The sequence below is a fragment of the Micromonospora tulbaghiae genome, from assembly GCF_900091605.1.
Lineage (GTDB): Bacteria > Actinomycetota > Actinomycetes > Mycobacteriales > Micromonosporaceae > Micromonospora > Micromonospora tulbaghiae.
This window is the reverse complement of record NZ_FMCQ01000003.1, coordinates 707,904-733,323: the sequence shown is the minus strand read 5'-3', so window position 1 is coordinate 733,323 and position 25,420 is coordinate 707,904. Positions and strand designations below refer to the sequence as shown.

General features: G+C 74.4%; 22 protein-coding genes. 7 read left to right on the top strand and 15 right to left on the bottom strand.

The window, feature by feature from the left end; all coding sequences use genetic code 11:
- The first annotated feature begins 530 nt into the window (after positions 1 to 530).
- A complete protein-coding gene (locus tag GA0070562_RS12355) occupies positions 531 to 1,736 on the top strand; it encodes a peptidase C39 family protein (RefSeq protein WP_254663781.1) in 1,206 nt (401 codons plus the stop codon).
- Here GA0070562_RS12355 and GA0070562_RS12350 read toward each other — a convergent pair whose 3' ends face one another.
- Positions 1,737 to 3,029: an outer membrane protein assembly factor BamB family protein gene (locus GA0070562_RS12350; RefSeq protein ID WP_091419992.1), complete on the bottom strand. Its 1,293-nt coding sequence runs from the start codon at positions 3,027 to 3,029 to the stop codon at positions 1,737 to 1,739.
- Positions 3,026 to 4,279, bottom strand: coding sequence for an outer membrane protein assembly factor BamB family protein (locus tag GA0070562_RS12345; protein ID WP_091419990.1), 1,254 nt, complete (start codon positions 4,277 to 4,279; stop codon positions 3,026 to 3,028). Before GA0070562_RS12345 ends, GA0070562_RS12350 begins: the two co-directional genes overlap by 4 nt.
- 90 nt (positions 4,280 to 4,369) lie before the next feature.
- Here GA0070562_RS12345 and GA0070562_RS12340 point away from each other — a divergent pair, with 90 nt between their 5' ends.
- Positions 4,370 to 6,241 carry a DUF6311 domain-containing protein gene (locus GA0070562_RS12340; RefSeq protein WP_372443393.1) on the top strand — a complete coding sequence of 624 codons (1,872 nt, stop codon included), beginning with the start codon at positions 4,370 to 4,372 and terminating at the stop codon, positions 6,239 to 6,241.
- Between the two features lie 16 nt (positions 6,242 to 6,257).
- Here the strand turns inward: GA0070562_RS12340 and GA0070562_RS12335 are convergent, their stop codons facing one another.
- Positions 6,258 to 8,039, bottom strand: coding sequence for a hypothetical protein (locus GA0070562_RS12335; protein WP_091419985.1), 1,782 nt, complete (start codon positions 8,037 to 8,039; stop codon positions 6,258 to 6,260).
- Positions 7,997 to 9,718, bottom strand: coding sequence for a DUF6311 domain-containing protein (locus GA0070562_RS12330; RefSeq protein WP_254663787.1), 1,722 nt, complete (start codon positions 9,716 to 9,718; stop codon positions 7,997 to 7,999). The genes GA0070562_RS12335 and GA0070562_RS12330 overlap by 43 nt, the downstream gene beginning before the upstream one ends.
- A 384-nt stretch (positions 9,719 to 10,102) precedes the next feature.
- Here GA0070562_RS12330 and GA0070562_RS12325 point away from each other — a divergent pair, with 384 nt between their 5' ends.
- Positions 10,103 to 11,293: a hypothetical protein gene (locus GA0070562_RS12325; protein WP_091420271.1), complete on the top strand. Its 1,191-nt coding sequence runs from the start codon at positions 10,103 to 10,105 to the stop codon at positions 11,291 to 11,293.
- Positions 11,294 to 11,485: 192 nt separating this feature from the next.
- On the opposite strand, the gene GA0070562_RS30895 is transcribed toward GA0070562_RS12325, so the two are convergent.
- The 5 genes from GA0070562_RS30895 to GA0070562_RS12300 form a co-directional block, all read right to left on the bottom strand.
- Complete coding sequence (locus GA0070562_RS30895; RefSeq protein ID WP_276526477.1) at positions 11,486 to 11,992, bottom strand: GNAT family N-acetyltransferase; 507 nt, start codon at positions 11,990 to 11,992, stop codon at positions 11,486 to 11,488.
- A 153-nt stretch (positions 11,993 to 12,145) separates the two neighbouring features.
- Positions 12,146 to 14,089, bottom strand: a complete 1,944-nt coding sequence (dxs, locus tag GA0070562_RS12315; RefSeq protein ID WP_091419981.1) for a 1-deoxy-D-xylulose-5-phosphate synthase — start codon at positions 14,087 to 14,089, stop codon at positions 12,146 to 12,148.
- A 58-nt stretch (positions 14,090 to 14,147) separates the two neighbouring features.
- Complete coding sequence (locus tag GA0070562_RS12310) at positions 14,148 to 15,314, bottom strand: anhydro-N-acetylmuramic acid kinase (RefSeq protein ID WP_091419979.1); 1,167 nt, start codon at positions 15,312 to 15,314, stop codon at positions 14,148 to 14,150.
- 9 nt (positions 15,315 to 15,323) lie between these two features.
- Positions 15,324 to 16,580, bottom strand: coding sequence for a class I SAM-dependent RNA methyltransferase (locus GA0070562_RS12305; RefSeq protein WP_175438706.1), 1,257 nt, complete (start codon positions 16,578 to 16,580; stop codon positions 15,324 to 15,326).
- The gene (locus GA0070562_RS12300; protein ID WP_091419976.1) at positions 16,577 to 18,628 is read right to left on the bottom strand and encodes an APC family permease; all 2,052 of its coding nucleotides are present in this window, start codon (positions 18,626 to 18,628) and stop codon (positions 16,577 to 16,579) included. The genes GA0070562_RS12305 and GA0070562_RS12300 overlap by 4 nt, the downstream gene beginning before the upstream one ends.
- Positions 18,629 to 18,786: 158 nt before the next feature.
- Here GA0070562_RS12300 and GA0070562_RS12295 point away from each other — a divergent pair, with 158 nt between their 5' ends.
- Both GA0070562_RS12295 and GA0070562_RS12290 read left to right on the top strand, forming a co-directional pair.
- Complete coding sequence (locus GA0070562_RS12295) at positions 18,787 to 19,452, top strand: potassium channel family protein (RefSeq protein ID WP_091419974.1); 666 nt, start codon at positions 18,787 to 18,789, stop codon at positions 19,450 to 19,452.
- Positions 19,453 to 19,455: 3 nt separating this feature from the next.
- Positions 19,456 to 20,145 (top strand): potassium channel family protein, encoded by a 690-nt coding sequence (locus GA0070562_RS12290; protein ID WP_091419972.1) that lies wholly within the window; start codon positions 19,456 to 19,458, stop codon positions 20,143 to 20,145.
- A 10-nt stretch (positions 20,146 to 20,155) separates the two neighbouring features.
- Here GA0070562_RS12290 and GA0070562_RS12285 read toward each other — a convergent pair whose 3' ends face one another.
- The 4 genes from GA0070562_RS12285 to dut form a co-directional block, all read right to left on the bottom strand.
- A complete protein-coding gene (locus GA0070562_RS12285) occupies positions 20,156 to 20,836 on the bottom strand; it encodes a DUF3159 domain-containing protein (protein ID WP_091419970.1) in 681 nt (226 codons plus the stop codon).
- A complete protein-coding gene (locus GA0070562_RS12280) occupies positions 20,833 to 21,213 on the bottom strand; it encodes an OB-fold nucleic acid binding domain-containing protein (RefSeq protein WP_091419968.1) in 381 nt (126 codons plus the stop codon). The genes GA0070562_RS12285 and GA0070562_RS12280 overlap by 4 nt, the downstream gene beginning before the upstream one ends.
- Positions 21,214 to 21,381: 168 nt before the next feature.
- Complete coding sequence (locus GA0070562_RS12275) at positions 21,382 to 22,002, bottom strand: DUF3710 domain-containing protein (RefSeq protein ID WP_091419966.1); 621 nt, start codon at positions 22,000 to 22,002, stop codon at positions 21,382 to 21,384.
- Positions 22,003 to 22,027: 25 nt separating this feature from the next.
- Positions 22,028 to 22,525 carry a dUTP diphosphatase gene (gene dut, locus GA0070562_RS12270; RefSeq protein WP_175438728.1) on the bottom strand — a complete coding sequence of 166 codons (498 nt, stop codon included), beginning with the start codon at positions 22,523 to 22,525 and terminating at the stop codon, positions 22,028 to 22,030.
- 85 nt (positions 22,526 to 22,610) lie between these two features.
- Here dut and GA0070562_RS12265 point away from each other — a divergent pair, with 85 nt between their 5' ends.
- On the top strand, positions 22,611 to 23,102 hold the full coding sequence (locus tag GA0070562_RS12265; protein WP_091419962.1) for a DUF3093 domain-containing protein: 492 nt from the start codon (positions 22,611 to 22,613) through the stop codon (positions 23,100 to 23,102).
- 48 nt (positions 23,103 to 23,150) lie between these two features.
- Here GA0070562_RS12265 and GA0070562_RS12260 read toward each other — a convergent pair whose 3' ends face one another.
- Positions 23,151 to 23,945: a hypothetical protein gene (locus GA0070562_RS12260; RefSeq protein WP_091419960.1), complete on the bottom strand. Its 795-nt coding sequence runs from the start codon at positions 23,943 to 23,945 to the stop codon at positions 23,151 to 23,153.
- A gap of 214 nt (positions 23,946 to 24,159) precedes the next feature.
- Positions 24,160 to 24,456, bottom strand: coding sequence for a DUF4193 domain-containing protein (locus GA0070562_RS12255; RefSeq protein WP_013284790.1), 297 nt, complete (start codon positions 24,454 to 24,456; stop codon positions 24,160 to 24,162).
- A gap of 439 nt (positions 24,457 to 24,895) precedes the next feature.
- Here GA0070562_RS12255 and GA0070562_RS12250 point away from each other — a divergent pair, with 439 nt between their 5' ends.
- Positions 24,896 to 25,411 (top strand): LytR C-terminal domain-containing protein, encoded by a 516-nt coding sequence (locus GA0070562_RS12250; protein ID WP_175438727.1) that lies wholly within the window; start codon positions 24,896 to 24,898, stop codon positions 25,409 to 25,411.
- Positions 25,412 to 25,420: the final 9 nt, after the last annotated feature.

The following is a 25,420-nucleotide window of genomic DNA, read 5'->3' as shown; positions in this document are numbered from 1 at the left end:
CTAGTGCGGCAGGCAAAACCCGCCGCCGGAGGAGCCGTCCACCCGAGACGGCCGTCGACGAGCGCACCAACGGGGAGCGCCCGTGGTGCGCGCTCGGGCCACCACACCCGGCCCGGAACCCGGGGGTTGTGACCCTTCGTAACGTTGACACCGATTCACGGCTGCGTCACACACCGTGATGGGCGCTCGCTCGGCCAAACGGGGCGACCAGCGGGCCACATCGTCCTGACCAGGAAAGACTCTGAACCGGCATCCGCCGGCGGAGATACCCCTCCGCGCCCTTTGCTCTGCAGCCCCATGCGCATCGGTAGCCGTGGGTCACCGATGCGTCGATGGCTGCAGAGCAAAGGGCGCGGGGGTGACCATGCCGCGGGCGCGCCGCGGTTACGGTAGGTGACAGGACGCCAGGTTGATCGCCGCGTGGGGTGGCACGGCCGCCGTTGCAGAAAACCTTCGGGTACGCGATGCTCGGCGGCGATGATCGACAAGCGCAGCAGCCACTGGTCACGGCCGTGCCGGGCGGGTTCCCGATGAGCGGCCGCGACATCACGTACCACCGGTTCCGCTTCCCGGCGGACCGGGACGGGGGTCGTGCGGACGGGCTGCGCGCCGGGCCGGACGGGCTGACGCCCGACGGCGATGCCGGCCGGGTCACGCACACCGACCCGCACTCCGGGACCACGGCCGAGTACGCCGCCGGCACCTGGACCTCCCCCGTGACGCCCGTCGGCTTCGCCGTCACCGAGCTGGTGCCCTCCTGGACGGCCGACACCCCGCCCGGCTGCTGGCTACGGGTGGAGCTGCGCGGCTGGGCCGACGGCACGGCCACCACCGGCTGGTACGAGCTGGGCCACTGGGCCGCCGACGACAGTGCCGTGCATCGCGCGTCAGTACCCGGGCAGGAGGACGACCGGGCGCGGGTCGCCGCCGACACCCTGCGGTTGACCGGCGCGACGGTGACCGCCTGGCAGGTTCGGGTGACGCTGTTGCGACGGCTCGACGCGCCCGCCGACCCGGTGCTGCGCACGGTGGGCGTGGTCGCCTCCACCGACCCGGCCACCACCGCGGACGCCGGCACTGCGGACGCCAGCACCGCGAAGGCCGGCGTCGGAGATACGGGCGCGTGGGGACGGGTGCTGGACGTTCCGCGGTACGCGCAACGGCTGCACGCCTCCGGGGAGACCCGCTGGGGTGGCGGCGGCGACTCCTGGTGCAGCCCCACCTGCGTGTCGATGGTGCTCGACTACTGGGGCGCCGGGCCCACCCCGGACCGGTACGCCTGGGTGGCGCCGCCGGGTCCGCGCCCGCAGGTGGTGCACGCCGCCCGGCACTGCTACGACCACGCCTTCGGCGGACCGGGCAACTGGCCGTTCAACACGGCGTACGCGGCGACGCACGGGGTGGACGCCTTCGTCACCCGGCTGCGCTCGCTGGCGGAGGCGGAACGGTTCGTGGCCGCCGGCATCCCGCTGATCGTCTCGGCGGCGTTCACCGCCGGTCAGGTACCCGGCCTGGACTACGACACCCGGGGACACCTCATGGTGCTGGCCGGCTTCACCGCCGAAGGCGACCCGGTGCTCAACGACCCGTACGCGCCGGACGACGAGCGGGTCCGCCGCACCGTGCCGCGCGCGCCGTTCGAGAGCGCCTGGCAGGCGGGCAGCGGGGGGATCGCGTACGTGCTGCGCCCGGAGTCGACGCCGCTGCCGCCGCCACCGGCGCAGGCCAACTGGTGATCAGCGGCCGACCGGCCAGATGGCCATGCCGCCGGTCGGGCGCAGGCACACCAGTTCGGTACCCGTGTCCGCGCACTCGGACCAGGCGCCGGGCAGGATCCCCCGGATCCGGACCTGCCCGGCCGTCACGTCCAGCGTGCCGACGAGCGTCCGGCCCTCGGTGAGCGTGCGCAGCCCGAGCAGCGGCCCGGGCGAGAGGTCATTGCCGGAGACGCGCCAGCGTCCCAACTGGGCCAGCACGCGGCCGGTCGACGGGTCGAGCGCCGACAGCTCCAGTTCCTCCCCGACCCCGCGCTCGGCGGCGATCAGCCGGTCGCCCACCGGGCCCATCCCCAGCCAGCGCTCGTCCGACCAGGCCGGACGGCCGGTTGCCGGGTCGAGTGCCTGCGCGCCGCCGACCTGGTCGCGCAGGCACACCATCCCGGCGCAGTCGGCGAACCAGAGCCCGGCGCGGGAGCCGACCGGGAGGCTCCATCGCTCGTCGAGCCGGTCCAGCCCGTACCCGGTGACGGTGCCCCGGGCGTCCTCGACCAGCAGCAGATCGGCCACCACCTGCGCGTACCGGTAGGCGGCTCGGTCGGAGGCGGGCGCCACCCGGCCGGTGTGCGCGACCGCGCCGGAGTCCGCGTCGTACACCGTCACCCGGCCCTGCGGGGTGACCAGCACCAGCTGCGTCACCCCGTGGGCGTCGTGGCGGTATCCCACCTCCTGACCCGGCACGGGCAGCGTCCACCGCACCGCGCCGGAGGCCGGGTCCACGGCCCGCACGGTGCCCGCACCGGGCGGGCGGGGATTCTCCAGCAGCAACCCGCCGGACGCGGTCCGGACCGGGTAGCCGGGATGCCGCCAGCGCAGCGTGCCGGTCGCCGCGTCGAGCATGGCCGACACCGAGTCGCCGTCCCCGGCCGGGCTGCTCGTCACCAGCAGCCCCCCGCCCACGACGGTGAGCCCGAGCACGTGGTCACCGGCGGTCAGCGCGAACCGCCACACCGGTTCCCCGCCGGGCAGCCGGTGTGCGGCGACCACCCGCCCGTCCCGGCCGATCGCGCCCGGGCCGTCGGCCACCACCACCCGGCCGGGCAGGAGCACGAACGCGGCGCCCTGCGGGGCGGGCACCCGGATCGGCTCGGGCCGGCGCGGCGGCCCGGCGGCGGCGGTGACCACGAGCAGCACCAGGCAGCCGAGCAGCGCCACCCGTGCCGCCGGGCCCGGCGGCCGGCGGGGCGGCCGGTCGGCCGGCTCGTCGGCGGACTCGCCGTGCCGCATCTCCCCCAGTTCGATCACGGGGCTCACGGCAGCCGCCGCACCATGTAGTCGCCACCGGGCCGGCGGCAGACCAGCAGCGTCACGCCGGTGGTGCAGTCGGTGCCGGTGAGCGCGCCCCGGATCGAGGGCGGATCGCCGGACAGGCCCACCTCGGCCAGGAGCCTGCTGCCGCCGCCCAGCGGGCGTGTCGCCAGCAGCGGGCCGCCCGACTCGTGCTGCGGGACCAGTGTCCAGCCGCCCAGGTCGGCGATCAGCCGCCCGTCGTCCTGGTCGAGCACCGCCAGGCCGGCGTCGAGGTCGGTGTCGGGGACGCCGACGAGCAGCCGGCCGCCGCGCTCCGCCGACACGCCCGCCCACCGGTCCACGCTCCAGCGCACGGTGCCGCTTGCCGGGTCCAGCGCTGTCGTGCCGCCGGCCAGCCCGGCGGCGCAGAGCAGGGCGCCGCAACTCTCGACGTGGCCGACGAGCTTCCGCGCGACGGTCCAGCGCGGCCGGAGCGTGTCCAGGTCGTACGCCTCGATGGCCCCGTCTCCGTCGCGGAACTCCAGCAGCAGCCCGCGGGCGATCTGAAACCGGCGCGGGCCGGGCGGTCGTACCGGGTACAGGTCGCGGGCCACGAGCCGCGCGCCGGTGCGCGCGTCCACGACCACCGTCTGCCCGGTCGCCGGGAACAACACCATGCGTACCGGCCCGGCCGGCTCGAAGTCGAACCCCACCGTGCCCGCCATCGGCACCGTCCACAGCGGACGGCCGTCGGCCGGGTCCACCCCCATGATCGACGTCGTGGTGTCGGAGGTGGCCGACTGGATCAGCAGGACCCGGCCCACCGCGAACGCGATTCCGGGCCGGCGCCAGACGTCCGCGCCGGTGGCCGCGTCGTACGCCACCGTCTGCCAGTCCGTGTCGTCGACGCCCTGGCCGGCCACGATCACCCGGCCGTCCTGCTCCCACACCGACACGGCGGTGCCGGTGCCGGGCAGCCGACTGCGCCACCGCTCCCGGTCGCCCCGGTACGCGACGAGTTCCCGCCCGCCGGCACCTCCGCGGTCCGGTTGCACCACGTACACCACGTCGCCGGAGACGAACACGGCCGATCCCAGCCCGCCGGGCAGCGTCCACTCCGCCGGGCGTCGGGGCGGCGCCGCGGCGGTGAGCGTGAGCAACGCCACCAGCAGCACCAGCATGCTGCGCAACGGCCGCCCGACCGCAAGCGGCGGGCGGGGCGCCGGACCGGGCGAGGCGTCGTCGCGCAGCTCCCCCAGATCGATGACGGTCACGACCATCCTCTCCCGCGCGCCGGGCCGCCGCCCGACCGTGACCGGCCGCGTGACGAACCGCCTGTACGATGGCGCGTCGTGGCCGTGCCCGTGGTGGACCCCTCGTTGAACCCCTCGTCCGTCGAGGCGGACGCCGTCGTGGCCGACCCGCCACGCCGCGCCCGTCGCCGGCCGGCCCGCGCCGACGTGCTGGCCATCGGAGCCTATGTGCTCCTCGGCGTTCTCGTCTGCCTCAACTACTGGGGCGACGTGGAGCACCGGGTCTCCTCGCACCTGCCCACCGACCACAGCTGGTTCGAGTGGCTGTTCGCGCACGGCGCGTACTCGGTGCAGCACCTGGAGAACCCGCTGTTCACCACCCGGCAGAACGCGCCGGACGGGGTGAACATGATGGCGAACACCTCGCTGCTCGGGGTGACGTTGCCGCTGGCGCCGCTGACGCTGCTGTTCGGCCCGCAGGTGATGTACGCGCTCTACCTGGGCGCCGCGCTGTCCGCGACCGCCGCCACGTCGTACTGGGTGCTGTCCCGGCACCTGGTCCGCTCCCGGGCCGCGGCGTTCGTCGGCGGCGCGTTCCTCGGCTTCGCGCCGGGCATCGTGCACCACGCCAACGGCCAGCCCAACTTCGTGTCGAACTTCCTGCTGCCGCTGATCGTGGCCCGGGTGCTGCGGCTGGGCGAGCCGGGCCGCTGGCGGCGCAACGGGCTGGCGCTCGGGTTGCTGGTGGCGTACCAGATCTTCATCAACGAGGAGATGCTGCTGCTCACCGCGCTGGCCTGCCTGGTCGTCGTGGTGGCGTACGCGGTGCAGCGGCCCCGCGCGACCCGCGAGCGGGCCGGGTCGTTCGTCGCCGCGCTCGGTCTCGGCGGCGGGCTGGCGCTGCTGCTGACCGCGTACCCGATCTGGTTCCAGTTCAACGGTCCGCAGTCCTACCGGGGATTGCAGGGCGGCGTCTTCCACAACTGGGGCGAGGACCTGGTCGCCTTCGTCACGTTCGCCCGGGACACGATCGCCGGTGACGAGGCGGTGGAGAAGACCATCGGCCTGACCGAGCAGAACACCTGGTTCGGCTGGCCGCTGGTGCTGGTGGCGCTGGCCGCGCTGGTGCTGCTGGTCCGCCGGTCGGTGCCGGCCCGGATCCTGGCCGTGCTGGTGGTCGTGTTCACGATCGCCTCGATCGGCCCGGTCGTGCGGTTCAACGGCGCGGAGACCGACATCGACGGGCCGTGGGCGTACGTGCCGGACGACCTGCCGCTGGTCGAGATGATGATGCCGACCCGGTTGAGCCTGGTCGTGGTGGCTGCCGTCGGCGTACTGCTCGCCCTGGCGTGGGACACGCTCGCCGGTGCCGGCCGCCCGCCGGTGCCCGCCCCCCGCTCCGGCGCCGACGACGGCGGGGACGACGCCGACGGCGAGACGGCCGCGCGCGACACGCGCCGCCGGGTGCTGCGCCTGGCCGGGCTCGTCGCCATCGCCGCTGCCGTGGTGCCGCTGATCCCGCGTCCGCTGCCGGCCGAGCGGATCGACCCGCCGCCGCACTTCATCACCGCGGGTGGCTGGCGGCCGTACGTGCCGGAGGGCCGCACGCTCGTACCGGTGCCGATCCCGAGCAACGTGCACGGGCTGCACACGCTGCGCTGGAGCGCGCTGACCGGCCAGGAGTTCCCGGTCCCGGGTGGCTACTTCATCGGCCCGAACGAGCGCGGCGAGGGCGTCTTCGGCGCCCCGAATCGCCCCACCAGCACGCTCATCTACTCCACCATGGACGCCAACGAGGTGCCGGAGATCACCGAGGAGAACCGCCGCCAGGCCGTGGACGACCTGCGTTTCTGGCGGGCCTCGGTGGTGGTGCTCGGAGCCGGCCCGCGCGAGGCGGTGCTGCGCGACCTGATGGCCGAGCTGCTCGGCCCGCCGCAGCGGGTGGACGACGTGTGGATCTGGGACGTCCGCGACCGGGTGTGACGCCCGGCGCCGCCGGTCAGCCGACGAGCGGGCGGACGTCCCACAGGTACCCGCCGGGCACGTCCCGGCCGGGGCCGACCAGCGCGTCCACCGTGGCGCGTACCGGGTCGCCGGGTGACGAGTCGGCCTGCACCAGTGCCGCCGCCCGCCAGTGCCGCAGGTCGTCGACCGCCTGCCGGCGTTCCGTCTCACCGACCGGCGGCACCCGGCCGGTCTCGGCGGCCCGGCGCAGCAGCAGCGACGTGGGCCGGTCCGGCGCACCCCAGCGGGCGGCCGGGTCGCCTGCCGACCGCCGGCCGATGAAGTAGCCACCCGGTGCGTCGAACGCCAGCGCGGTGCGCGCCGACCAGAACATGGCGGGGCTGACCGCCGCCCCGGTCACCGGCGGCACCGGCACCAGCGTCCGGCCCGCCGGCACGTACTCCCGCCAGCCGCCGCCGGACACCACGGCCGGGACCGGCGGGACCGGCACCGTGCGGATCGGCGTCGGCGCCAGCGGCAGCAGCGCGGCGGCGACCGCGCCGGCCCACGGCGCCCAGGTGCGCACGCCGCCGCGCCGGACCCGGTCCACTGCCAGCGCGAGCAGCACCCCGAGCACCGGTACGCAGACCAGGGCGAACCGCGCCGGCACCACCAGGTCCAGCAGCGGCACGCCGGCGAGCAGGCGGTACGGGCCGGGCAACCCGGTGTCGTGCCGGTTCACCACCACCGGGGAGCCGAGCGACAGCAGCGCGAACAGCAGGCCGCAGGCGGCGAGCGCGCGCACCAGCGGCCGCCGCCACAGCCGCACCACCACGAGTACGGCCAGCAGCGGCAGGAACGGCCCGAAGAACGAGTTCTGCTCGGTCGGGTTCGGCGACAGCAGCCCGGCCCGGTGGGCGTCCCCGGCGACCGTCTGCCGGGCGGTGGCGGCGAACGAGACCACGTCCAGCCGGTAGCCCTCGGTGTGGAACGGCATCCCCCGGTAGTGGCCCGGCCCGGCGAACTGGAACCACAGCGGGTACGCCAGCAGCACGCCCGCCACCAGCGCGCCGATGCCGAGCCGGCGGGCCACCACCGGCGCCAACCGACGCGCGGCGGCCCGGTCGGCGAGCGCGTACGCCCCGGCGAACACCCCGGCCGCGAGCGCCAGGAAGACCAGCACCTCCTCGCCGAGGAACACCTGGTACGCGACGGCCAGCCCGAGCAGCACGCCGTCGCGACGGACCCGGTCGGTGGCCGGGCGGAACACCAGCGCGAGGATCACCGGCACCAGGAACTGGGCGGCCATGTGCAGGTGCGCTCCGGCCTGCGCCACCATGCCCGGGGCGAAGCCGCAGAACAGGCCGCCCACCGCGGCGGCGGCCCGGGAGCGGACCAGCCGGCGGGCGAGCAGCGCGTACCAGGCGGTGGCGGTGCCGGCGAGGCTGAGCGTCACGGCGACGAGGAAGGCCGCCTGGGAGCCGAAGACGACGGTGACCGGGGTGAGCGGGACGCCCAGCCCGAGCACCGACGTGTTCGCCATCAGGTTCACCCCGTCCGGGGCGTTCAGCGCGCCGCTCCACAGGGGGTTCTCGCCGCCGGTGACCGCGCGGGCGGCCCGGGCCAGCATCCACTCGAACAGCATCTGGTCGCCGGCCTGGTGGAACAGCCGTTCCGTCCGGCGCCACTGGCCGGTGGTGAGCAGCACGGCGAGACCGAGGTAGCCGGCCACGACCAGCACGTCGGCCGGGCGGGGCCGGCGGCGGGGCGCGGCGGCGGGGACCGCCGGTTCGGTCAGGCGGACCGGCTGGTCAGTTTCCGCACGTCCCACAGCCACACGTCCAGCTCCTGCCGTCCGGGGCCGACCAGCTGCTCCACGGTACGGCGCAGCGGCTCGGCGTTCTGCTCGTCGCGCGGCAGCACCACCACCGCCGCGTTCCAGTGCCGCAGCTCGTCCAGGTAGCGACGGCGCTGCCGATCGTCCAGCTTCGGCGTACGGCCGGTGGACGATACCTCCCGCAGCATCTCGCCGATGCCGCTGGGCCGGCCGCCGAAGCGCCCGGGGTCGCCGGTGACGCCGTTGCGCGGCGCGAGGAAGTAGCCGCCGGGGATCTTGAAGTCGAGGTTGGTGCTGGCCGCCCAGCGCATCGGGTCGGTGTTGCCCATCGCGGGCACCGGCACGGACACGAGCGTCTGGTCCGGCCCGACGTACTTGCGCCACCGGTCGGCGGTGATGAACTCCGGCACCGGCTCCCGCGTGGTGACCCGCAACGGCATCGGCGCGATCGGCAGCAGCGCGAGGACGAGGCCCGCGGCGGTGAGCCTGCGGGCGGTACGCCGGTCCACGCCGCGCAGCGCCCAGGCGCGACGCACCGCGTACGCGAGCAGGATCGCCACCGTCACGCCGGTGATCAGGCCGAAGCGGGTCGGCACCACGGCGTCGAGCAGCGGCAGCCGCACCAGCAGCTCCCACGGGCCGGTTGCGATCTCCCGGTCCCACCAGGAGATCCGCTCGCCGAGCGAGAGCACCGCGAAGAACAGCCCGGTGGCGGCGAGCGCGCGGACGATCACGTCCCGCCGCAGCCACACCACGATGCCCACGACCAGGAGCGACAGGCTCCAGCCGAAGAACGCGTTCTCCTCGGAGTAGTTCGGCGCGAGGTTGACGTTGGCGCGTTCGTTGCCGCCGAACGTGGGCGAGCCGGGCGCGAAGAACGCGGCGATGTCGTTGCCGTAGTCGCGCACCGCGTCGCTGAGCCCGTGGTACGCCATCGGCCCGGCGAACTGCACCCACAGCGGGTACGCCAGCAGCGCTCCGGCCAGCACCGCGCAGACCGCCAGCCCGGCGCCGAGCGGCCGCCAGGCGGCCGCCCACCGCTCGCGCTGCTGCACCACCACGGCGATCAGGAACACGCCCAGGGCCATCGCGGTGAAGAGCAGGATCTCCTCGTTGACGAACGCCTGCGCGGTGACCAGCAGCGCCAGCAGCACGCCGTCGCGGACCGGCCGGGCCGACCGGGTCAGCACCAGCACCCGCCACACGATGAACGGCAGCAGGAACTGGCTGATGATGTTCGGGTGCCAGTTGGCGTGCGACAGCATGGCCGGTGAGAACCCGCAGAACCAGGCCGCCACGGCGGCGGCCGGGCGGTGCCGGATCAGGTGCCGGGACAGTACCCGGTACCAGGCGGCGGCGGTGCCGGCCAGGCCGAGCGTGACGAGCGTGACGAAGGAGACCGCCGGTCCGAACAGGAGGGTCACCGGCACCATCGGGATGCCCAGCGCCAGGATGGCGGTGTTCGCCATCAGGTTGACGCCGTCGGGGTAGTTGAACTGCTCGGTGAAGAACGGGAACTCGCCGTGCAGCACCACCCGTACCGAGTGGGCCAGGAAGAACTGCACCTGCGCCGGGTCGCTGCTGTAGAGCGCGGCCACCCGTCCGGCCGGGTCGACCCAGATGCCGCTGGTGACCCAGATCGCGGCGAGCAGGAATCCGCCGTACACGGTGAGGTCGATCCGGCGGCGGGTCCACCGCCACCGGCGCGCGCGCCGCGCGCCCGGCGTGGCCGGCGCCTCCGGCTCGGCCTGCGCTTCCGGCTCGGCCTGCGCTTCCGGCGTGGTCGTGGTCGCCCGCTCCGGCGCGTCGGCGACGGTGACCGGTGGTGGGTCGAGGGTGACGGCGCGGTGGCCCGTCGGGGCGGCGGCGTCCGGCGTCGAGGCGCCGCGGGTCTCGGCAGGCGTCACAGTCGGCGGAGTCTACCGGAGCCGGATATTGGTACCCGAATCGCCCGTCACGTTCCGCAGTGGCCGATCGGCCGAAGGGGTGAGCCGGGCGCGGCCGGGTGACCGGTCGTCTCGTACCATGTGGGCTTCCGACCGACGACCGGCGAGGGGATCAGGGTGCTTTCAGCCCGCCGAGGCGCTACGACGGGCACCGCGCTGGCAGCTCTGCTGCTGGTCACTGTCGGTTGCGGACCGGTCGCCGAACGGCGGCCGGCGGACCTGCGGGTCGGCTACGACAGCCTGGACGGCGCCCTCGCGGTGTGGCCGCCGCGCGGAAGCCTGGCCCGGGACGCCGAAGCCACCGCCGCGATCACCACAGCGGTACGCGACTGGCGCTCCCCGGTGGACGACCGGGTGCACGTGCCCACCTCCGGCATCCTCTTCTCCGGTCAGGTCGCCGGTTCGGCGCTCGCGCTCGTCGCCGCCGACGTGCCCGGTGAGGCCGCGTCCTGGCTGCTGCAACTCGACCGGGACGGGCAGCGCTGGCGGGTCGTCCACGCCACCGAGTACACCGACCCCGGTTACCTGGTCTACTCCGACGTGCTGCCGGTGCGGGAGCCGGCCGGCCGCCGCTACCTCACCTCGGCCCGCGTCGAACGCCTGACCGGGCCCGACGGCAAGGTGCTCGGCAGCACCGACGGCGTCACCGACCCGGTCGCCGTACCGGCCTGCCGGGCCGTCGAACTGACCGCGACGCTGCGGTCCACGCCGTCGCTGCCGCGCGGCCGGGCCGCGGACCGCGTCCTCGACCTGGGTACGGCCACCGAAGCGCCCCGCTACCCCCTGGTACGCGACGAGACGGGCGCCGGCAGGCGCGCGCTGACCGGGTTGGACACCTGCGTGCTCGCCGGTGAGCGGGGTCCGTTCGGCAGCGAGCCGCGCCGCATCGGCGACCGCGAGGCGCCCCGCTCCGCGCCGGAGTCCTGGCCGATGGCGAAGATCGCGACGCGCTCGCTCGGTTCGGTGGCTCTCGGCGAGGGCGAGCCGGGCGAGTTGGAGCAGCTCAGCTGGGAGACGCCGGCCGGGACGATGACAGCGGTGGTCTACCGTCCGGCCGACGGCGGCACGCCGGTGGTGTCCCCCGCCGACCGCTCCACCACGCTTCAGGCGTACCACCTGCCGATGCCGGGCCGGCCGCTGGCGGTGCTGTCCTGGCGTACCCGGGACGCCTCGTTCTCCGCCCCTCCCGGCACGACCCGCCTGGTCGACCGTCCCGGCCTGGTGGTGGTCGAGCACACCGACCAGAGGCAGACGTTCAGCCTGGCCGACACCGAGAAGACCTGGTACCGCTCCCTCCCCACCCCCTGACCCTGCTCTCCCCCCGCCCGCCCTGCCCCGCCCCGGGTTCGGCCGGCTCGGCGATCTTGCAGTTGGGCCCCCGTCGATCAGGGCAAAACCGGCAACCTGGGGGCCGGAAGTGCAAGATCGACGGGATCGGGCCGGAGGCGACGCGAGCTGCGGGGGGAGCCGGGGACGGGCCGAGGCCGAGGGCTGGGTGGGCTAGGGGGTGGTTCGACGCATGCCGAGGTAGGGGGTTTGGGCTGGGCCGGGGCGGGAGGTGCCGTCGGGGCGCCAACCGTGGCGCGTGTAGAACGCGCGGGCCTGGGTGTTGCGCTCCCACACCTCCAGCACGCCCAGCGCCAACCCCTCGTCCGCCAGATGGCGCACGAACAGCGCGTGCAGCGCACCACCCACGCCTCGGCCCCAGAGTTCCGGATCGACGTGGATCTGGTAGAGCTGCGCTGTCGTCCGCGGATCCAGGCCGGACGTGTGCGGCGGCCCCATGGCGAGCACCCCGGCCAGGGCGCCGTCCACGACGGCGACTCGCACCCGCTTGCGCGCCGAAGTGATCGCCGCGGCCCAGCCCTCTCGTTGCTCCCGGGCCAGCTCCGGAGTGAGGATCTCCCCGATCGGCAGCCCACCGGCCCCGTAGTAGGCGACCCGCGCCCGGCTGTGCAACTCGACGATCCCCGACAGATCCCCGAGCCCCGCCTCCCGCACCTCCACCAGACCCTCCCTCCGTGTCAGACCCCGCGATCTTGCGGTTGCGGCCCTCCGCAATCGGGCGAAACCGACATCAGGAGGGCCGCAAGTGCAAGATCAACGCGGGCGTCACGCGCGAGGCAGGCGCGAGGCAGGCGCGAGGCGCGCGCGGGCGGGTCAGCTCTGGGCTCGGGCTCCGTTCGTCGCCGGGTCCACCGGGGCGGCGTCCAGGCCGGAGATCCAGCCGGTGACGTCGCGTGCCACGTCCTGCGCGGTCAGCCGCAGATCGGCCAGGATCTGCGCGCGGGTGCCGTGCGGGTGCCAGTCGGCCGGTACGCCCATGTCCTTGACCGGTACGCGGACGTCGGCGTCGCGCATCGCCTGGGCCAGCGCGGAACCGACGCCGCCGATGCGCACGCCGTCCTCCACGGTGACCACGAGCCGGTGCGAGGCGGCCAGCTCGACGAGTTCGGCCGGCACCGGGCGCACCCAACGCGGGTCGACCACAGTCACGCCGTACCCCTGCTCGGCGACCCGGGTGGCGACCTCCACGCCGAGGCCGGCGAACGAGCCGACCGCGACCAGCAGCACGTCGGTACGCGCCGACTCGGCCAGCACGTCGACCGGGCCGACCCGGCGCACGGCGGGAAGATCGGCGGCGACGGTACCGGTCGGGAAGCGCAGGATGGTCGGGCCGTCGTCCACGGCGATCGCCTCGCGCAGTTCCTCGCGCAGCGTGGCCGAGTCGCGGGGCGCGGCGATCCGCAGGCCGGGCACCACGCCGAAGACCGACATGTCCCAGATGCCGTAGTGGCTCGGCCCGTCGGGGCCGGTGATGCCGGCCCGGTCGAGCACGAACGTGACCGGCAGCTTGTGCATCGCCACGTCCAGCAGCACCTGGTCGAACGCGCGGTTGAGGAACGTGGCGTAGACCGCCACGACCGGGTGCAGCCCGCCCATGGCGAGGCCGGCGGCGGAGGTGGCCGCGTGCTGCTCGGCGATGCCCACGTCGTAGACCCGCTCCGGGTACTTGCGGGCGAGCGTGGCGATGCCGGTGGGCTCGGCCATGGCGGCGGTGATGCCGACCACGTCGGGGCGCTCGTCGGCGATCGCGACCAGCTCGTCGGCGAAGACGTTCGTCCACTTCACCGACGGCACGGCGAGCAGCTTGCCGGTCTCGGCGTCGAACGCGCCGGGGCCGTGCAGGCAGTCGGCCTCGTCGTCCTCGGCGGGACGGTAGCCGTAGCCCTTGCGGGTGACCGCGTGCACGATCACCGGGCCGCCGAAGTTCTTCGCGGCGCGCAGCGCCGCCTCGACCGCCGGCACGTCGTGGCCGTCGACCGGGCCGACGTACTTGATGCCGAGGTCCTCGAACATGGCCTGCGGGGCGACCGCGTCCTTGATGCCCTTCTTGACCGCGTGCAGCACCTCGTACATCGGCTTGCCGACGAACGGGGTGTTGCCGAGCGCGTCCTTGACGGTGTCGAGCACCTTCTCGTAGCCGGGGTTGAGCCGCAGCGACGACAGGTGGTCGGCGAGGCCGCCGATGGTCGGCGAGTAGGACCGGCCGTTGTCGTTGACCACTATCACCAGCGGGTTGCCGGCGGTGGCGATGTTGTTCAGCGCCTCCCAGCACATGCCGCCGGTGAGCGCGCCGTCGCCGACCACGGCGACCACGGACCGCTTCTCGCCGCGCAGCGCGTACGCCTTCGCGAGCCCGTCGGCGTACGACAGGGCGGTGGAGGCGTGCGAGTTCTCGATCAGGTCGTGCTCGCTCTCCGCCTGGCTGGGGTAGCCGGAGAGGCCACCGCGCTGGCGGAGCTTGTCGAAGCCCTCCTGCCGGCCGGTGAGGATCTTGTGCACGTACGCCTGGTGGCCGGTGTCGAAGAGGAGCCGGTCGCGCGGGGAGTCGAAGACCCGGTGCATCGCCAGGGTCAGCTCGACCACACCGAGGTTGGGACCGACGTGCCCGCCGGTGCGGGAGACCTTGGCGATCAGGAAGTCACGGATCTCGGCGGCGAGGATGTCCAGCTGCTCGGCGGTCATCCGCTTCACGTCCTGCGGGCCGTGGACGGTGCCCAGCAGCCGGCCGTGGTTGGCCGTGCCCTCTTCAACACTCATGACCGGAGAGTCTATCGGCCGCGGAACAGTCCGCAGCCCGGCCGTGCATCGACCCAGGTCAGGCGTCCACCACCAGCCGCCGGGGCGCGGGTGGGCGCGGCGCGGCGACGGACGGGCCCGCAGGGGTCCAGGAGCCGAGCACGGCGGCCCGGGACGCCCCGGTCACCGACGGCACCGCGCCCGGCAGCCCGTGCCAGGACAGCCAGCCCAGCAGCGCGAACGCGTACGCCTCCTTGGCCTGGGCCGGCACGCCCAGCTCGTCGGTGGTGCGCAGCCGCCAGCGCCCCTCGCCGAGCGCCGCCAGCCGCGCCCGGAGTGTGGGATTGCGCACTCCCCCGCCGGCGGCCACCACCTCGGTCACCCGGTGCCGGTCGCAGGCGTCGGCCACGGTGCGGGCGGTCAGCTCGGTGAGCGTGGCCAGCACGTCGTCGGCGGCCACCGGCTCACCCAGGGCGGCCAGCGCGGCGTCCAGGTAGCCGCCGTGGAACAGCTCCTTACCGGTCGACTTGGGCGGCGGCGCGGCGTAGTACGGCTCGGCGAGCAGCCGGGCCAGCAGCGCCTCGTGCACCCGGCCGGCCGCGGCGTGGGCGCCGTCGACGTCGCAGGGCCGGTCCAGGAAGCGCCGGGCGGCGGCGTCCAGCAGCGCGTTGGCCGGGCCCACGTCGTACCCGAGGACGGGCGCGCCGGGCGCGACCACTGTGAGGTTCGCGATCCCGCCCAGATTCAACGCGGCGCGGGGTGCGGCACCGGTGGCCGGGTCCAGCAGCAGCGCGTCGAACGCCGGGACCAGCGGCGCGCCCTGGCCGCCCGCCGCCACGTCCGCCGAACGCAGGTCGTGCAGCACCGGTACGCCCACCCGGGCGGCCACCCGGGCCGGCGCGCCGAGCTGGAGCGTGCCGCGAACCCGGCCGTCCTCGACCCAGTGGAAGACCGTCTGCCCGGGCGACACGACCGCGTCCGCAGTGCCCCCGGCCAGCTCGACGCCGGCCGCCGCCGCCTCGGCGAACACCTCGCCGAGCCGGTTGTCCAGGCGGCAGACCGCCTCGACGGTGGTGGCCGCCGGGGGCAGCAGCGCGCCGATCTCGGCCCGCAGGTCGTCCGGGTACGCCAGCTCCCGGTGCCCGAGCGGCCGCAGCCGCAGCGTGTCGCCGTCGGCGGTGAACTCGGCCGCGACCACGTCCACGCCGTCGTAGGACGTGCCCGACATCAGCCCGACGATCTTCATCGGGTCAGGCTAGCCAGGCAGGAACAGGCCCACCAGCTCCACGTGCTGGGTCATCGGGAACAGGTCGTACCCGCGCAGCGCGGCCAGCCGCCAGCCCGCCTCGGTGAACGTGCGCACGTCCCGGGCGAAGGCGGCCGGGTCACATGCCACGTACGCGGCCGCACGCGGCGCGGCGGCCACCACGCCGTGGACCACCGGGGCGCCCGCGCCGGAGCGCGGCGGGTCGAGCACCACCAGGTCGACCGGGCCGGTGATCCGCCGCCGGGACAGCGCGGCCTCCACCCGGGCCGCCACCACCTCGACGCCGGCCAGGTCGGCCAGGTTCTCCCGGGCCGCGGCCACCCCGTCCGGCGCCGACTCGACGAGCGTCACCCGGGCGCCGCCGGCCCGTTCGGCGAGCGCGGCGGCGAACAGGCCGGCCCCGCCGTACAGGTCCCAGGCCGTCTCGCCGGGCCTCGGGTCGAGCAGGTCGAGGACCGCGCCGGTCAGCGCGTCCGCCGCGGCCGGGTGCACCTGCCAGAACCCGGAGGCGGGCAGCGTGAAGGACCGCCCGGCCGCCGTCTCCCGGACCCGCTCCGGCCCGCTCACGGCCGTCGGAACCCCATCGGTGTACGCGACCACGGCGACGTCCCCGCCGGTGCTGGCGACCGTCTCCACCGCGTCGGCGTCCGGCCAGCGGGCGCCGGTCGGCGGTAGCACCGGCAGCTCCTGGATCGCCGGGTGCGCGATCAGGCACCGCTCGATCGGCACCACCTCGTGCGAGCGGTGCTTGAGCAACCCGGCCCGCCCGGCCGCGTCGACCGCGTAGCGGACCCGGGAACGCCAGCCCAGCGGCCCGCCGGGCAGCGCCTCGATGCGTACGCCGAGTGCGTCGATCCGCTCCGCGGTGAGGCCGCCCAGCCGGGTGAGCTGCTCGCGCACCACAGCCAGCTTCCAGTCGAGCTGGGCGGCCGGGGCGACGTGCTGGAGGTCGCAGCCGCCGCACGCGCCGGGCCGGGCGTACGGGCAGGGCGGGGTGACCCGGTCCGGCGAGGCGTCCAGGATCTCCACCGCGTCGGCGCGGGCGAAGCCCCGGTGCAGCTCGGTCACCTCGGCCACGACCCGCTCACCGGGCAGCGCGTGCCGGACGAAGACCACCTGCCCGCCGACCCGGGCCACGCAGTGCCCGCCCGGCGCGACCGCGTCGACCGTCAGCTCGACCCGCTCGGCCTCCTCCAGCCCGGGTCGCTCCGCCGACACGTGCCCAGGGTGCTCCGCCGTGCTCACAACCGTTCCTCCCGCTCGGTCGAGGGTGTGGCCGCCACCGGCGGCGGCAGCGTGCTCTGCGGCGCCACCCGGGGGCCGCGCGCCGGGCCCCGGGTCAGCGTGGCGTCCAGCCGGTCCAGGTTCTTGCCGGCGGTGGAGGCGAGCTGCCACGGCACGCTCGTCACCATCACGCCCGGCTCGAACAGCAGCCGCCCCTTGAGCCGCAACGCGCTCTGGTTGTGCAGCAGGTTCTCCCACCAGCGGCCCACCACGTACTCCGGAATGAAGACGGTGACCACGTCGCGGGGCGACTCCCGGCGCACCGACGCGACGAAGTCGAGGATCGGGCGGGTGATCTCCCGGTACGGCGAGTCGATCACGGTGAGCGGCACCGGCAGCTCGCGGCGCTCCCAGTCGGCCTGCAGGTCACGGGTGTCCTGCTCGTCCACGTTCACGGTGACCGCGGTGAGCGTGTCCGGCCGGGTGGCCCGGGCGTACGCGACGGCCCGCAGCGTCGGCTTGTGCAGCTTGCTGACCAGCACGATGGCGTGGTTGCGGGCGGGCAGGACGGCCCGCTGCTCGGTCGGCTCCAGCTCCTCGGCGATCCGGTCGTAGTGGCGGCGGATGCCGAGCATCACCACGTACATCACGGCCATCGCGACGATCGCGATCCAGGCGCCGAGCAGGAACTTCGTGGCCAGCACGATGATCAGCACGACGCCGGTCATGACCATGCCGAACGTGTTGATCGCCCGGGAGCGCATCATCCGGCGGCGCGCCTCCGGGTCGCGCTCGCGGCGCAGGTGCCGGTTCCAGTGCCGGATCATGCCGGCCTGGGAGAGCGTGAACGAGACGAACACCCCGACGATGTAGAGCTGGATGAGCTTGGTCACCTCGGCCTGGAAACCGATGATCAGCACCACCGCGAAGACGGCCAGGAAGAGGATGCCGTTGGAGAACGCCAGCCGGTCGCCGCGGGTGTGCAGCTGGCGGGGCAGGTAGCGGTCCTGCGCCAGGATCGAGCCGAGCACCGGGAAGCCGTTGAAGGCGGTGTTCGCGGCCAGGAACAGGATCAGCGCGGTCATCCCGGCGACCACGTAGAGCAGCACCGAGCCGCCGCCGAACACGGTCTCGCCGAGCTGGGTGGTGACCGTCTTCTGCACGTACCCGTCCGGGCCGGAGATGATCTGCGTGCGCGGGTCCTCGACGAACTGCAGGCCGGTGAGGCGGGCCAGCCAGATGATGCCGACGAGCATGGCCACCGAGATGCCGCCGAGCAGCAGCAGCGTGGTCGCCGCGTTCTTCGACTTCGGGCTCTTGAACGCCGGTACGCCGTTGGAGATCGCCTCCACGCCGGTGAGCGCGGCGCAGCCCGAGGAGAACGTGCGCAGCAGCAGGAACACCAGCGCGAACCCGGTGACGCTGTGCTCGGCCTGGATCTCCAGGCCGGCGCTCGGCGCGCGCAGGTCGTCGCCGAGCACGAAGACGCGGACCAGCCCGGTCAGCAGCATGCCGCCGATCACGATCACGAAGCCGTACGTGGGGATGGCGAAGGCCGTGCCCGACTCGCGCAGGCCGCGCAGGTTGATCGCGGTGAGCAGCACCACCGCGGTGACCGCGATGAGCACCTTGTGGGTGGCCACGAACGGCACCACCGAGCCGAGGTTCGCCACTCCGGAGGAGACCGAGACTGCGACGGTGAGCACGTAGTCGACGAGCAGCGCGCTCGCCACCGCGAGGCCGGCCTTGGGACCGAGGTTGACCGTCGCCACCTCGTAGTCGCCGCCGCCGGAGGGGTAGGCGTGCACGTTCTGCCGGTAGCTCGCCACCACCGTCAGCATGACCACGACGACCGCGAGCGCGACCCACGGCGAGAAGAAGAACGCCGAGGCGCCGGCGATGGACAGCGTCAGGAGGATCTCGTCCGGGGCGTACGCGACGCTGGAGAGCGCGTCCGAGGCGAAGACCGGCAGCGCGATGCGCTTCGGCAGCAGCGTGTGCTGGAGGCGGTCGGACCGGAACGGTCGACCGAGGAGGAGTCGCTTCAGCAGCGAGGTGGGTCGGGCCACAACCGCCAAGCGTACGACCACCGGGTCCGGGGCGTGGGGGTGGTCGATCTCCCCCGCGCGCGGCGGCGCGGTACGGTTCGATCCCCCGCCCGGCAGGGGGACGTGGCAGGCTCGCAGACGACGGGTCGGCGGGCGGCGCCGTGGGAGGAGCGGACACCGTGCATGTGGTGATCATGGGTTGCGGCCGGGTCGGCTCGACCCTGGCACACAGCCTGGAGGCGCGTGGGCACTCGGTGGCGGTGATCGACCAGGACGCGGACGCGTTCCGCCGTCTCGGGCCCGACTTCGCCGGCATCACCGTCACCGGCGCCGGCTTCGACGGCGAGGTGCTGCGCCAGGCCGGCATCGAGCGGGCCGACGCGTTCGCGGCGGTGTCCAGCGGCGACAACTCCAACATCATCTCGGCCCGGCTGGCCCGGGAGACGTTCGGCGTGTCCCGGGTCGCGGCCCGCATCTACGACCAGCGCCGCGCCCAGGTCTACGAGCGGCTCGGGATCCCCACCGTGGCCACCGTCCGGTGGACCGCCGACCGGATGCTCCGCCACCTGGTCCCCGAGGGCAACGTGGAGATCTTCCGCGACCCGACCAGCACCGTCTCGATCATCGAGGTGCCGGTGCACAAGGACTGGATCGGGCGACCGCTGCGGCAACTGGAGCAGGCCGTCGGCGCCCGGGTGGCCTACCTGAACCGGTTCGGGATCGGCACCCTGCCCACCGCCTCCACCGTGGTGCAGGAGGGCGACCAGGTCTACATGCTGGTGACCGACGACATCAACGGCCCGGTCACGTCGGTGGCGGCGGCGCCGCCGGAAGGGGGGCACTGAGCCATGCGGATCGCCATCGCCGGCGCCGGCAACGTGGGCCGCTCGATCGCCCAGGAACTGATCGACAACGGCCACCAGGTGATGCTGATCGAGCGGCAGCCGAAGATGCTGCGGCCCGACCGGGTGCCGACCGCCGACTGGGTGCTCGCCGACGCGTGCGAGCTGGCCAGCCTGGAGGAGGCCAACGTGGCCGGGTGCGACGTGGTGGTGGCCGCCACCGGCGACGACAAGGTCAACCTGGTGGTGTCGCTGCTGGCCAAGACCGAGTTCGCGGTACCGCGCGTGGTGGCCCGGGTCAACCGGGCGGAGAACGAGTGGCTGTTCACCGAGCAGTGGGGCGTGGACGTCGCGGTGAGCAAGCCGCGGGTGATGGCGGCGCTGGTCGAGGAGGCGGTCACCGTCGGCGACCTGGTCCGGCTGATGACGTTCCGGCAGGGCGAGGCGAACCTGGTCGAGATCACGCTGCCGCCGACCGCGCCCTACGTGGGGCAGCCGATCCACGCGGTGCCGATCCCCCGGGACGCGGCGCTGGTGGCGATCGTGCGCGGTAAGCGGGTGCTGGTGCCGACGCCGGACGACCCGATCGAGGCCGGCGACGAGCTGGTCTTCGTCTGCACCGCGGCGGTGGAGGACGACGTGCGCGCGGTGATCCTCGGCCCGTCCAGCGCGGACCGGCACCGGGGCAGGGCCTGAGGCGGCGGCGTCAGGAGCCGGGCAGCGGGGTGGGTGCGGTCTCCCGGGTGACCCGGCGCACCACCCACACCGTGATCAGCAGCAGCAGCGCGTACGGCGGGTAGCCCAGGGCGAGCCGCGCCACGCCGAGGGCGGTGTCCTGGTGGGCCAGGTAGAGCCCGGCCTGTACGCCCACCTTGGCCAGCCACACCACGCCCCAGAGCACGGTGAGCTGGGTGAAGGTACGCACCAGCTTGGGGTCGTCGCGCCACTCGGAGCGGCCCTTGGCCACCAGCACCGACCAGATCCAGCCGACCAGCGGCTGCCGGATCGCGGCCGACAGCAGCAGCGCCAGGCCGTATCCGATCCCGTAGAGGATCCCCGGCAGGTAGAAGTCGCGCTCGTCACCGGTGCGCAGCGCCAGCAGCGCGCCGATACCGACGCCGAACAGCCCGTTGACCGCGTGCCGCACCGGCTTGCGCTGGGCCAGCCGCAGCCCGGCGATCAGCAGCGCCACCGCCACCGAGGCGTACACGGCGGGGCGCAGCTCGCCGATCACGTTGGCGACCACGAAGACCACCACCGGGATGCTCGACTCGACCAGCCCGCGCCATCCGCCGAGCTGGTCGGCCATCTGCTCGGCGAGGCTGGGCAGCCGCTCCTCGTCCTGCGGGCCGAGGCCCGACGGGGTGTGCTGCTGTCCGGTCGTCACTTCGGCGACTCCAGCTCGTAGTACGGGTTGTAGATCACCTTGCGGTCGTCGCGCACCGCCACCCGGCCGCGCGCGCTCAGGTGCCGGCCCGGCTCGATCCCGGCGATGTGCCGGCGGCCCAGCCAGACCAGGGTCACCACGTCGTTGCCGTCGTAGAGGTCGGCTTCCAGCGTGGGCAGGTTCGTGCGGGGCGTGTAGACGACGGTACGCAACCGCCCGGCCACCGACACCACCTGACCCCTGTTGCACTGGTGGGCGGGCGTGCCGCCGGACTCGGCGCTCTCCCGGCGCAGCTCCTGAGCCTCGATCTCGGCCTCGCTCGCGGTGAGCCGGTGCAGGAGCCGCCGCAGCGACCCCCGGCTCTCGTCGGTCGTCATGACCTCCGCGTCACCCTCTCCACAGCGGGGCCCCGCGGGCAGCGGAACCGTCCCGCCAGCGTACGCGCAGCGGCCCGCCGACGGGAGCGGCGTGCCGCGTACCGCCGCCCGGGACCGGGCACGCCGCGGGCCCGGCGCCGAACGACGCCGGGCCCGGGCACGTGTGGATCAGACCTCCTGCGAGTCGGCGGCCTGCTGCTCGGCGACCTCGCGGGGCAGCCGCAGCGGCAGCGGCTCGCGCACCGGCTTGGCCTCCTGGCCGCGGTCGACGACCAGGCCGTCCAGGCAGGCCGTGAGCGGGCCGGCGGCGGCCGGGTCGGTGGCGGCCGCGCCCTGGAAGACGCCGCGCACCATCCAGCGCGGGCCGTCGATGCCGACGAACCGCAGGTCGGTCGGCCCGTCCGGGGTACGCACCCGGGCGCGCAGCTCGGGCCCGTACTCCCCCTGGGCCTCCTGGGCGGTCGCGCCGTCGTCGACCAGCGACTGGCGGATCTCCTCACGCACCTCGTCCCAGATGCCGTCGGAGCGGGGCGCGGCGAAGACGCCGAGCTGGAGCGCGTTCTGCCCGTGCACCAGCACGACCTGCTGGATCACGCCCTGCGGGTCGGCCTGGACCCGTACCTCGACGTCCGGCACCGCCGGGATCTGCAGGCTGCCAAGGTCGAGGCGAGGCGCGTCGGGGGCCTCGCTGACGTCGTACGGGCCGCGGTCCGGCGCCGACGGGGTCTCCTCGGCGTCGAGGATCCCATTGTCACGCGCCTCGTCGGCCCGCTTCCGGGAGAAGATCACTGCGCCCACCCTCCGCTGTTCACACTCACCCTGCCACCTCTTCGCTCTGCCCGCCGGACGGCGCCGGGACCAGCCCGGCGTGCCCGCCGGTGGACCCGTGTCCGCCGGTGCCACGCCGGGACCCGGGCAGCTCGGCCACCGGCCGGAACTCGGCCCGCGCGACCCGCTGGACCACGAGCTGCGCGATGCGGTCACCCCGGCTGATCTTCGCCGGTGTGTCCCGGTCGTGGTTGATCAGGTTGACCAGGATCTCACCCCGGTAGCCGGCGTCGACCGTACCGGGCGCGTTGAGCACCGTCACGCCGAGTCTGGCCGCAAGTCCGGATCGCGGGTGCACCAACCCGACGTAGCCGTCCGGCAGCGCCACCGCCACGCCGGTGGGCACCAGGGCCCGGCCGCCGGGCGGCAGCTCGACGTCGGCGGCGGCCACCAGGTCCGCACCGGCGTCGCCGGGATGGGCGTACGCCGGCAGTGGCAGCTCCGGGTCGAGCAGCCGTACAGCCACGGGTACGACGTCTGTCACGGTCATCCTCTTCCGTCCGGTCCTGCGGGGTGCCCCTGCCATCCTGCCGGTTGCCGGGCCGCCGGCGCGCCGTACCCTCGTCTGTGTGCGTCAGTCGTCATCTCCGGCCGCCCCGACGGCCACCGCCGGGCCGTACGCGGAGCGCCTCGGGCTGCCCTGGTGGGCGTGGCCGCTCGGGCTGGCCACTGCCGGTCTGCTCGCGGTCGAGCTCTGGATGGGCGCGACCGGGGTGCGCGCGTGGCTGCCGTTCGTGCTGCTGATCCCCGCCGCGGCGGCCGCCCTGTGGTGGCTGGGCCGGATCCGGGTCGAGGTGCGCGACGGCGAGCTGCGGGTGGACGACGCCCACCTGCCGGTGCGGTACGTCGCGGACGTGGTGCCGCTGGACGCGGCCGGCCGGCGCGAGGTGCTCGGCGTCGGCTCCGACCCGCTCGCCTTCGTGGTGCAGCGCCCGTGGATCGGCGGCGCCGTGCAGGTGGTGCTGGACGACCCGGCCGACCCGACGCCGTTCTGGGTGGTCAGCACGCGGCACCCGGTCCAGCTGGCGACCGCCCTGCTGGCCGCCCGCGACGCGGGCTGACGGTCCGGCGCGGCCTGACCTGCCCTCGCCCGGTCCCGGCGCGGTCGGTCAGGACGGCGCCTCCGGCAGGGCACGCGCGGTGCGCCGCAGGTCCTTGCGCAGTTGCTCGCCGAGCGCGCGGGTGGCCCGGCGGTTGAGGTAGCCGGCCACGGCGGCGCCGGTCAGGAACGGCCCGAGCGTGGTGAGGTTGCGCCCGAAGCGGCGCATCAGGCTGTCCCGCAGTTCACGGCGGGCGGCGGTGCCGAGCACCGCGCTCACCCCGACGCCCGGCATCATCGGGTTGACCCCCCGCTGGGTGGCCCAGGACTGCACGAGCGCCACGGCACGGCCGGTGCCGCCGACCGGCAGCGGTACCCGGTGGACCTCGTGCAGCTCGCCGATCAGCTTCAGCTCGATCGCCACCACGGCCACCGTTTCGGCGGCCAGCAGGACGGGTGCGGAGAGCAGGGTGGGCGTCACCGCCCACTCGACCGCGGCCACCCCGCCGCCGGCCGCGCCGACCCCGGCGGTGGCGCGGGACGCGTTACGCACCAGCCGGTCGGCGAGCGCGTCGTCGTCCAGGCCGGGGAAGTGCCGCCGCAGCGTGGCGAGGTCGCGGATCGGCACGTGCGGGGCGACCTCGGCGACCGTGTCGGTCATCCAGCGCACCGCGGCGCGGGGCTTGAACAGGTCGGTGATCCCACGGGCGCGGGCCTGCCCGACCAGCCGGGTCAGCAGTTGCCGCCGGCGGGCCGGGGCGATGTCGTCGGCGGTCAGAGCGGCGACGGTGGCGCCCAGCTCGTCGGTGTCCGGGCCGGTCGGATCGGGTGTCGTGCCCGCGCCGGCCGGTCCTGCCGCTGTCACGTCCGGCCCGGTCGGTGCCGGCCTCGCCGCTGGAGCCGGGGTCCGGTCGGCGCCGGTCCCCTCGCTGCGCTCGCTCACCCGTCCGCCCTCCCGCTTCGCGCGGCGTGGCAGCCGCCCGTAACGAGTCAAGCAGCAATCGGCCGCGCGCGCACGGCGGCGGCTCGAACAGCGGCGGCCCCGTCGATGAGGCCGCCGCTGGTGTCCTCTCTCGGGATCAGACGCACTCGCGGCAGATCAGGTCGCCGTTGCGCTCGACCGCCAGCTGGCTGCGGTGGTGGACCAGGAAGCAGCGGGCGCACCGGAACTCGTCCTGCTGCATCGGGAGGACCTTGACCGTGAGCTCCTCGTCGGCCAGATCGGCGCCGGGCAGCTCGAAGCTCTCGGCCACCTCGGCCTCGTCGACGTCCACGGCGCCCGACTGTGAGTCGACCCGCCGGGCCTTGAGCTCTTCCAGGCTGTCCTCGCCGAGGTCGACCTCGTCGCGACGCGGGGCGTCGTAGTCGGTGGCCATCGGTTTCACTCTCCAATATCGATATTGTCGCTGCCGGTTGTAACGCCGGACGACGCCGTTTCGGTTCCCCTGACCGGCCACCATCTCTGTCGGGCACCCGACCCGACGAGCGGTGGGCCGGGCTCGCCGGTGCGAAATGCCCCCGGTGAGCGCGGAACCTTACCCCCCCTGTGGGCGAGGCATGTATACCGCCCTTGCCGGAGAGATGTACGCCTCTGCGCCCGAAGTTGTTCCCAATGTGACTCAGGCGACACGAAGATAGGGGTAGTCCTACCGGTTCACCGCGTGGCGCGCCGGTATGTCGGACTGTTTCCACGCCTGAGCCGGACAAGCGTTAACCTCAGCGGCGTACTGGACGGCCGACAGGTCGCGGCCCGACCGCGTCGCCCGCCACCACCCAATCACTGTCCGGGGAGCGCCCAGGATGAGTTTTGCGCGAGTGCGGGCACTCGTTGTCGTCGGACTGCTGGCGGTCGTCGCCCTGGTCTTCGTGGTCATCGCCGTGGTGAAGGACAGTCAGGGCACAGCCGGTACGGCGGCCGCCTGCCCGGACGGCTGGCCGCTGGTCGACCTGCGACTGCGGGAACAGAAGGACGTCAAGATCAACGTCTACAACGCCACCGACGAGGCCGGCCGGGCCGGCAGCGTCGCGGACGACTTCCGCAACCGCAAGTTCCAGGTCAAGAAGGTCGGCAACGAGGCCAAGGCGTTCGACGGCGTGGCCCAGTTGCGGTTCGGGCCCAAGGCCGTCGGCTCGGCGCACCTGCTGCGCGCGTACTTCCTCAACGAGGCCGACCAGAAGTTCGACGCGAATCGCAAGGACGACGTGGTCGACGTGGTGCTGGGCAACCAGTTCCAGCAGCTCGCCACCACCACCGAGGTCAACCAGTCGCTCGGCGATCTGGGCGCGCCGCAGGCGCCGCCCGAGACCTGCCCGATGCCGATCGAGAAGTAGGCGGCGGAC

Bases quoted from the DNA above. Each gene is read 5' to 3' on its own strand.
- GA0070562_RS12355 (WP_254663781.1), top strand. From the start codon at position 531: ATGAGCGGCCGCGACATCACGTACCACCGGTTCCGCTTCCCGGCGGAC.
- dxs (WP_091419981.1), bottom strand. From the start codon at position 14,089: ATGAGTGTTGAAGAGGGCACGGCCAACCACGGCCGGCTGCTGGGCACC.
- GA0070562_RS12310 (WP_091419979.1), bottom strand. From the start codon at position 15,314: ATGAAGATCGTCGGGCTGATGTCGGGCACGTCCTACGACGGCGTGGAC.
- GA0070562_RS12290 (WP_091419972.1), top strand. From the start codon at position 19,456: ATGCGGATCGCCATCGCCGGCGCCGGCAACGTGGGCCGCTCGATCGCC.
- GA0070562_RS12280 (WP_091419968.1), bottom strand. From the start codon at position 21,213: ATGACGACCGACGAGAGCCGGGGGTCGCTGCGGCGGCTCCTGCACCGG.
- GA0070562_RS12255 (WP_013284790.1), bottom strand. From the start codon at position 24,456: ATGGCCACCGACTACGACGCCCCGCGTCGCGACGAGGTCGACCTCGGC.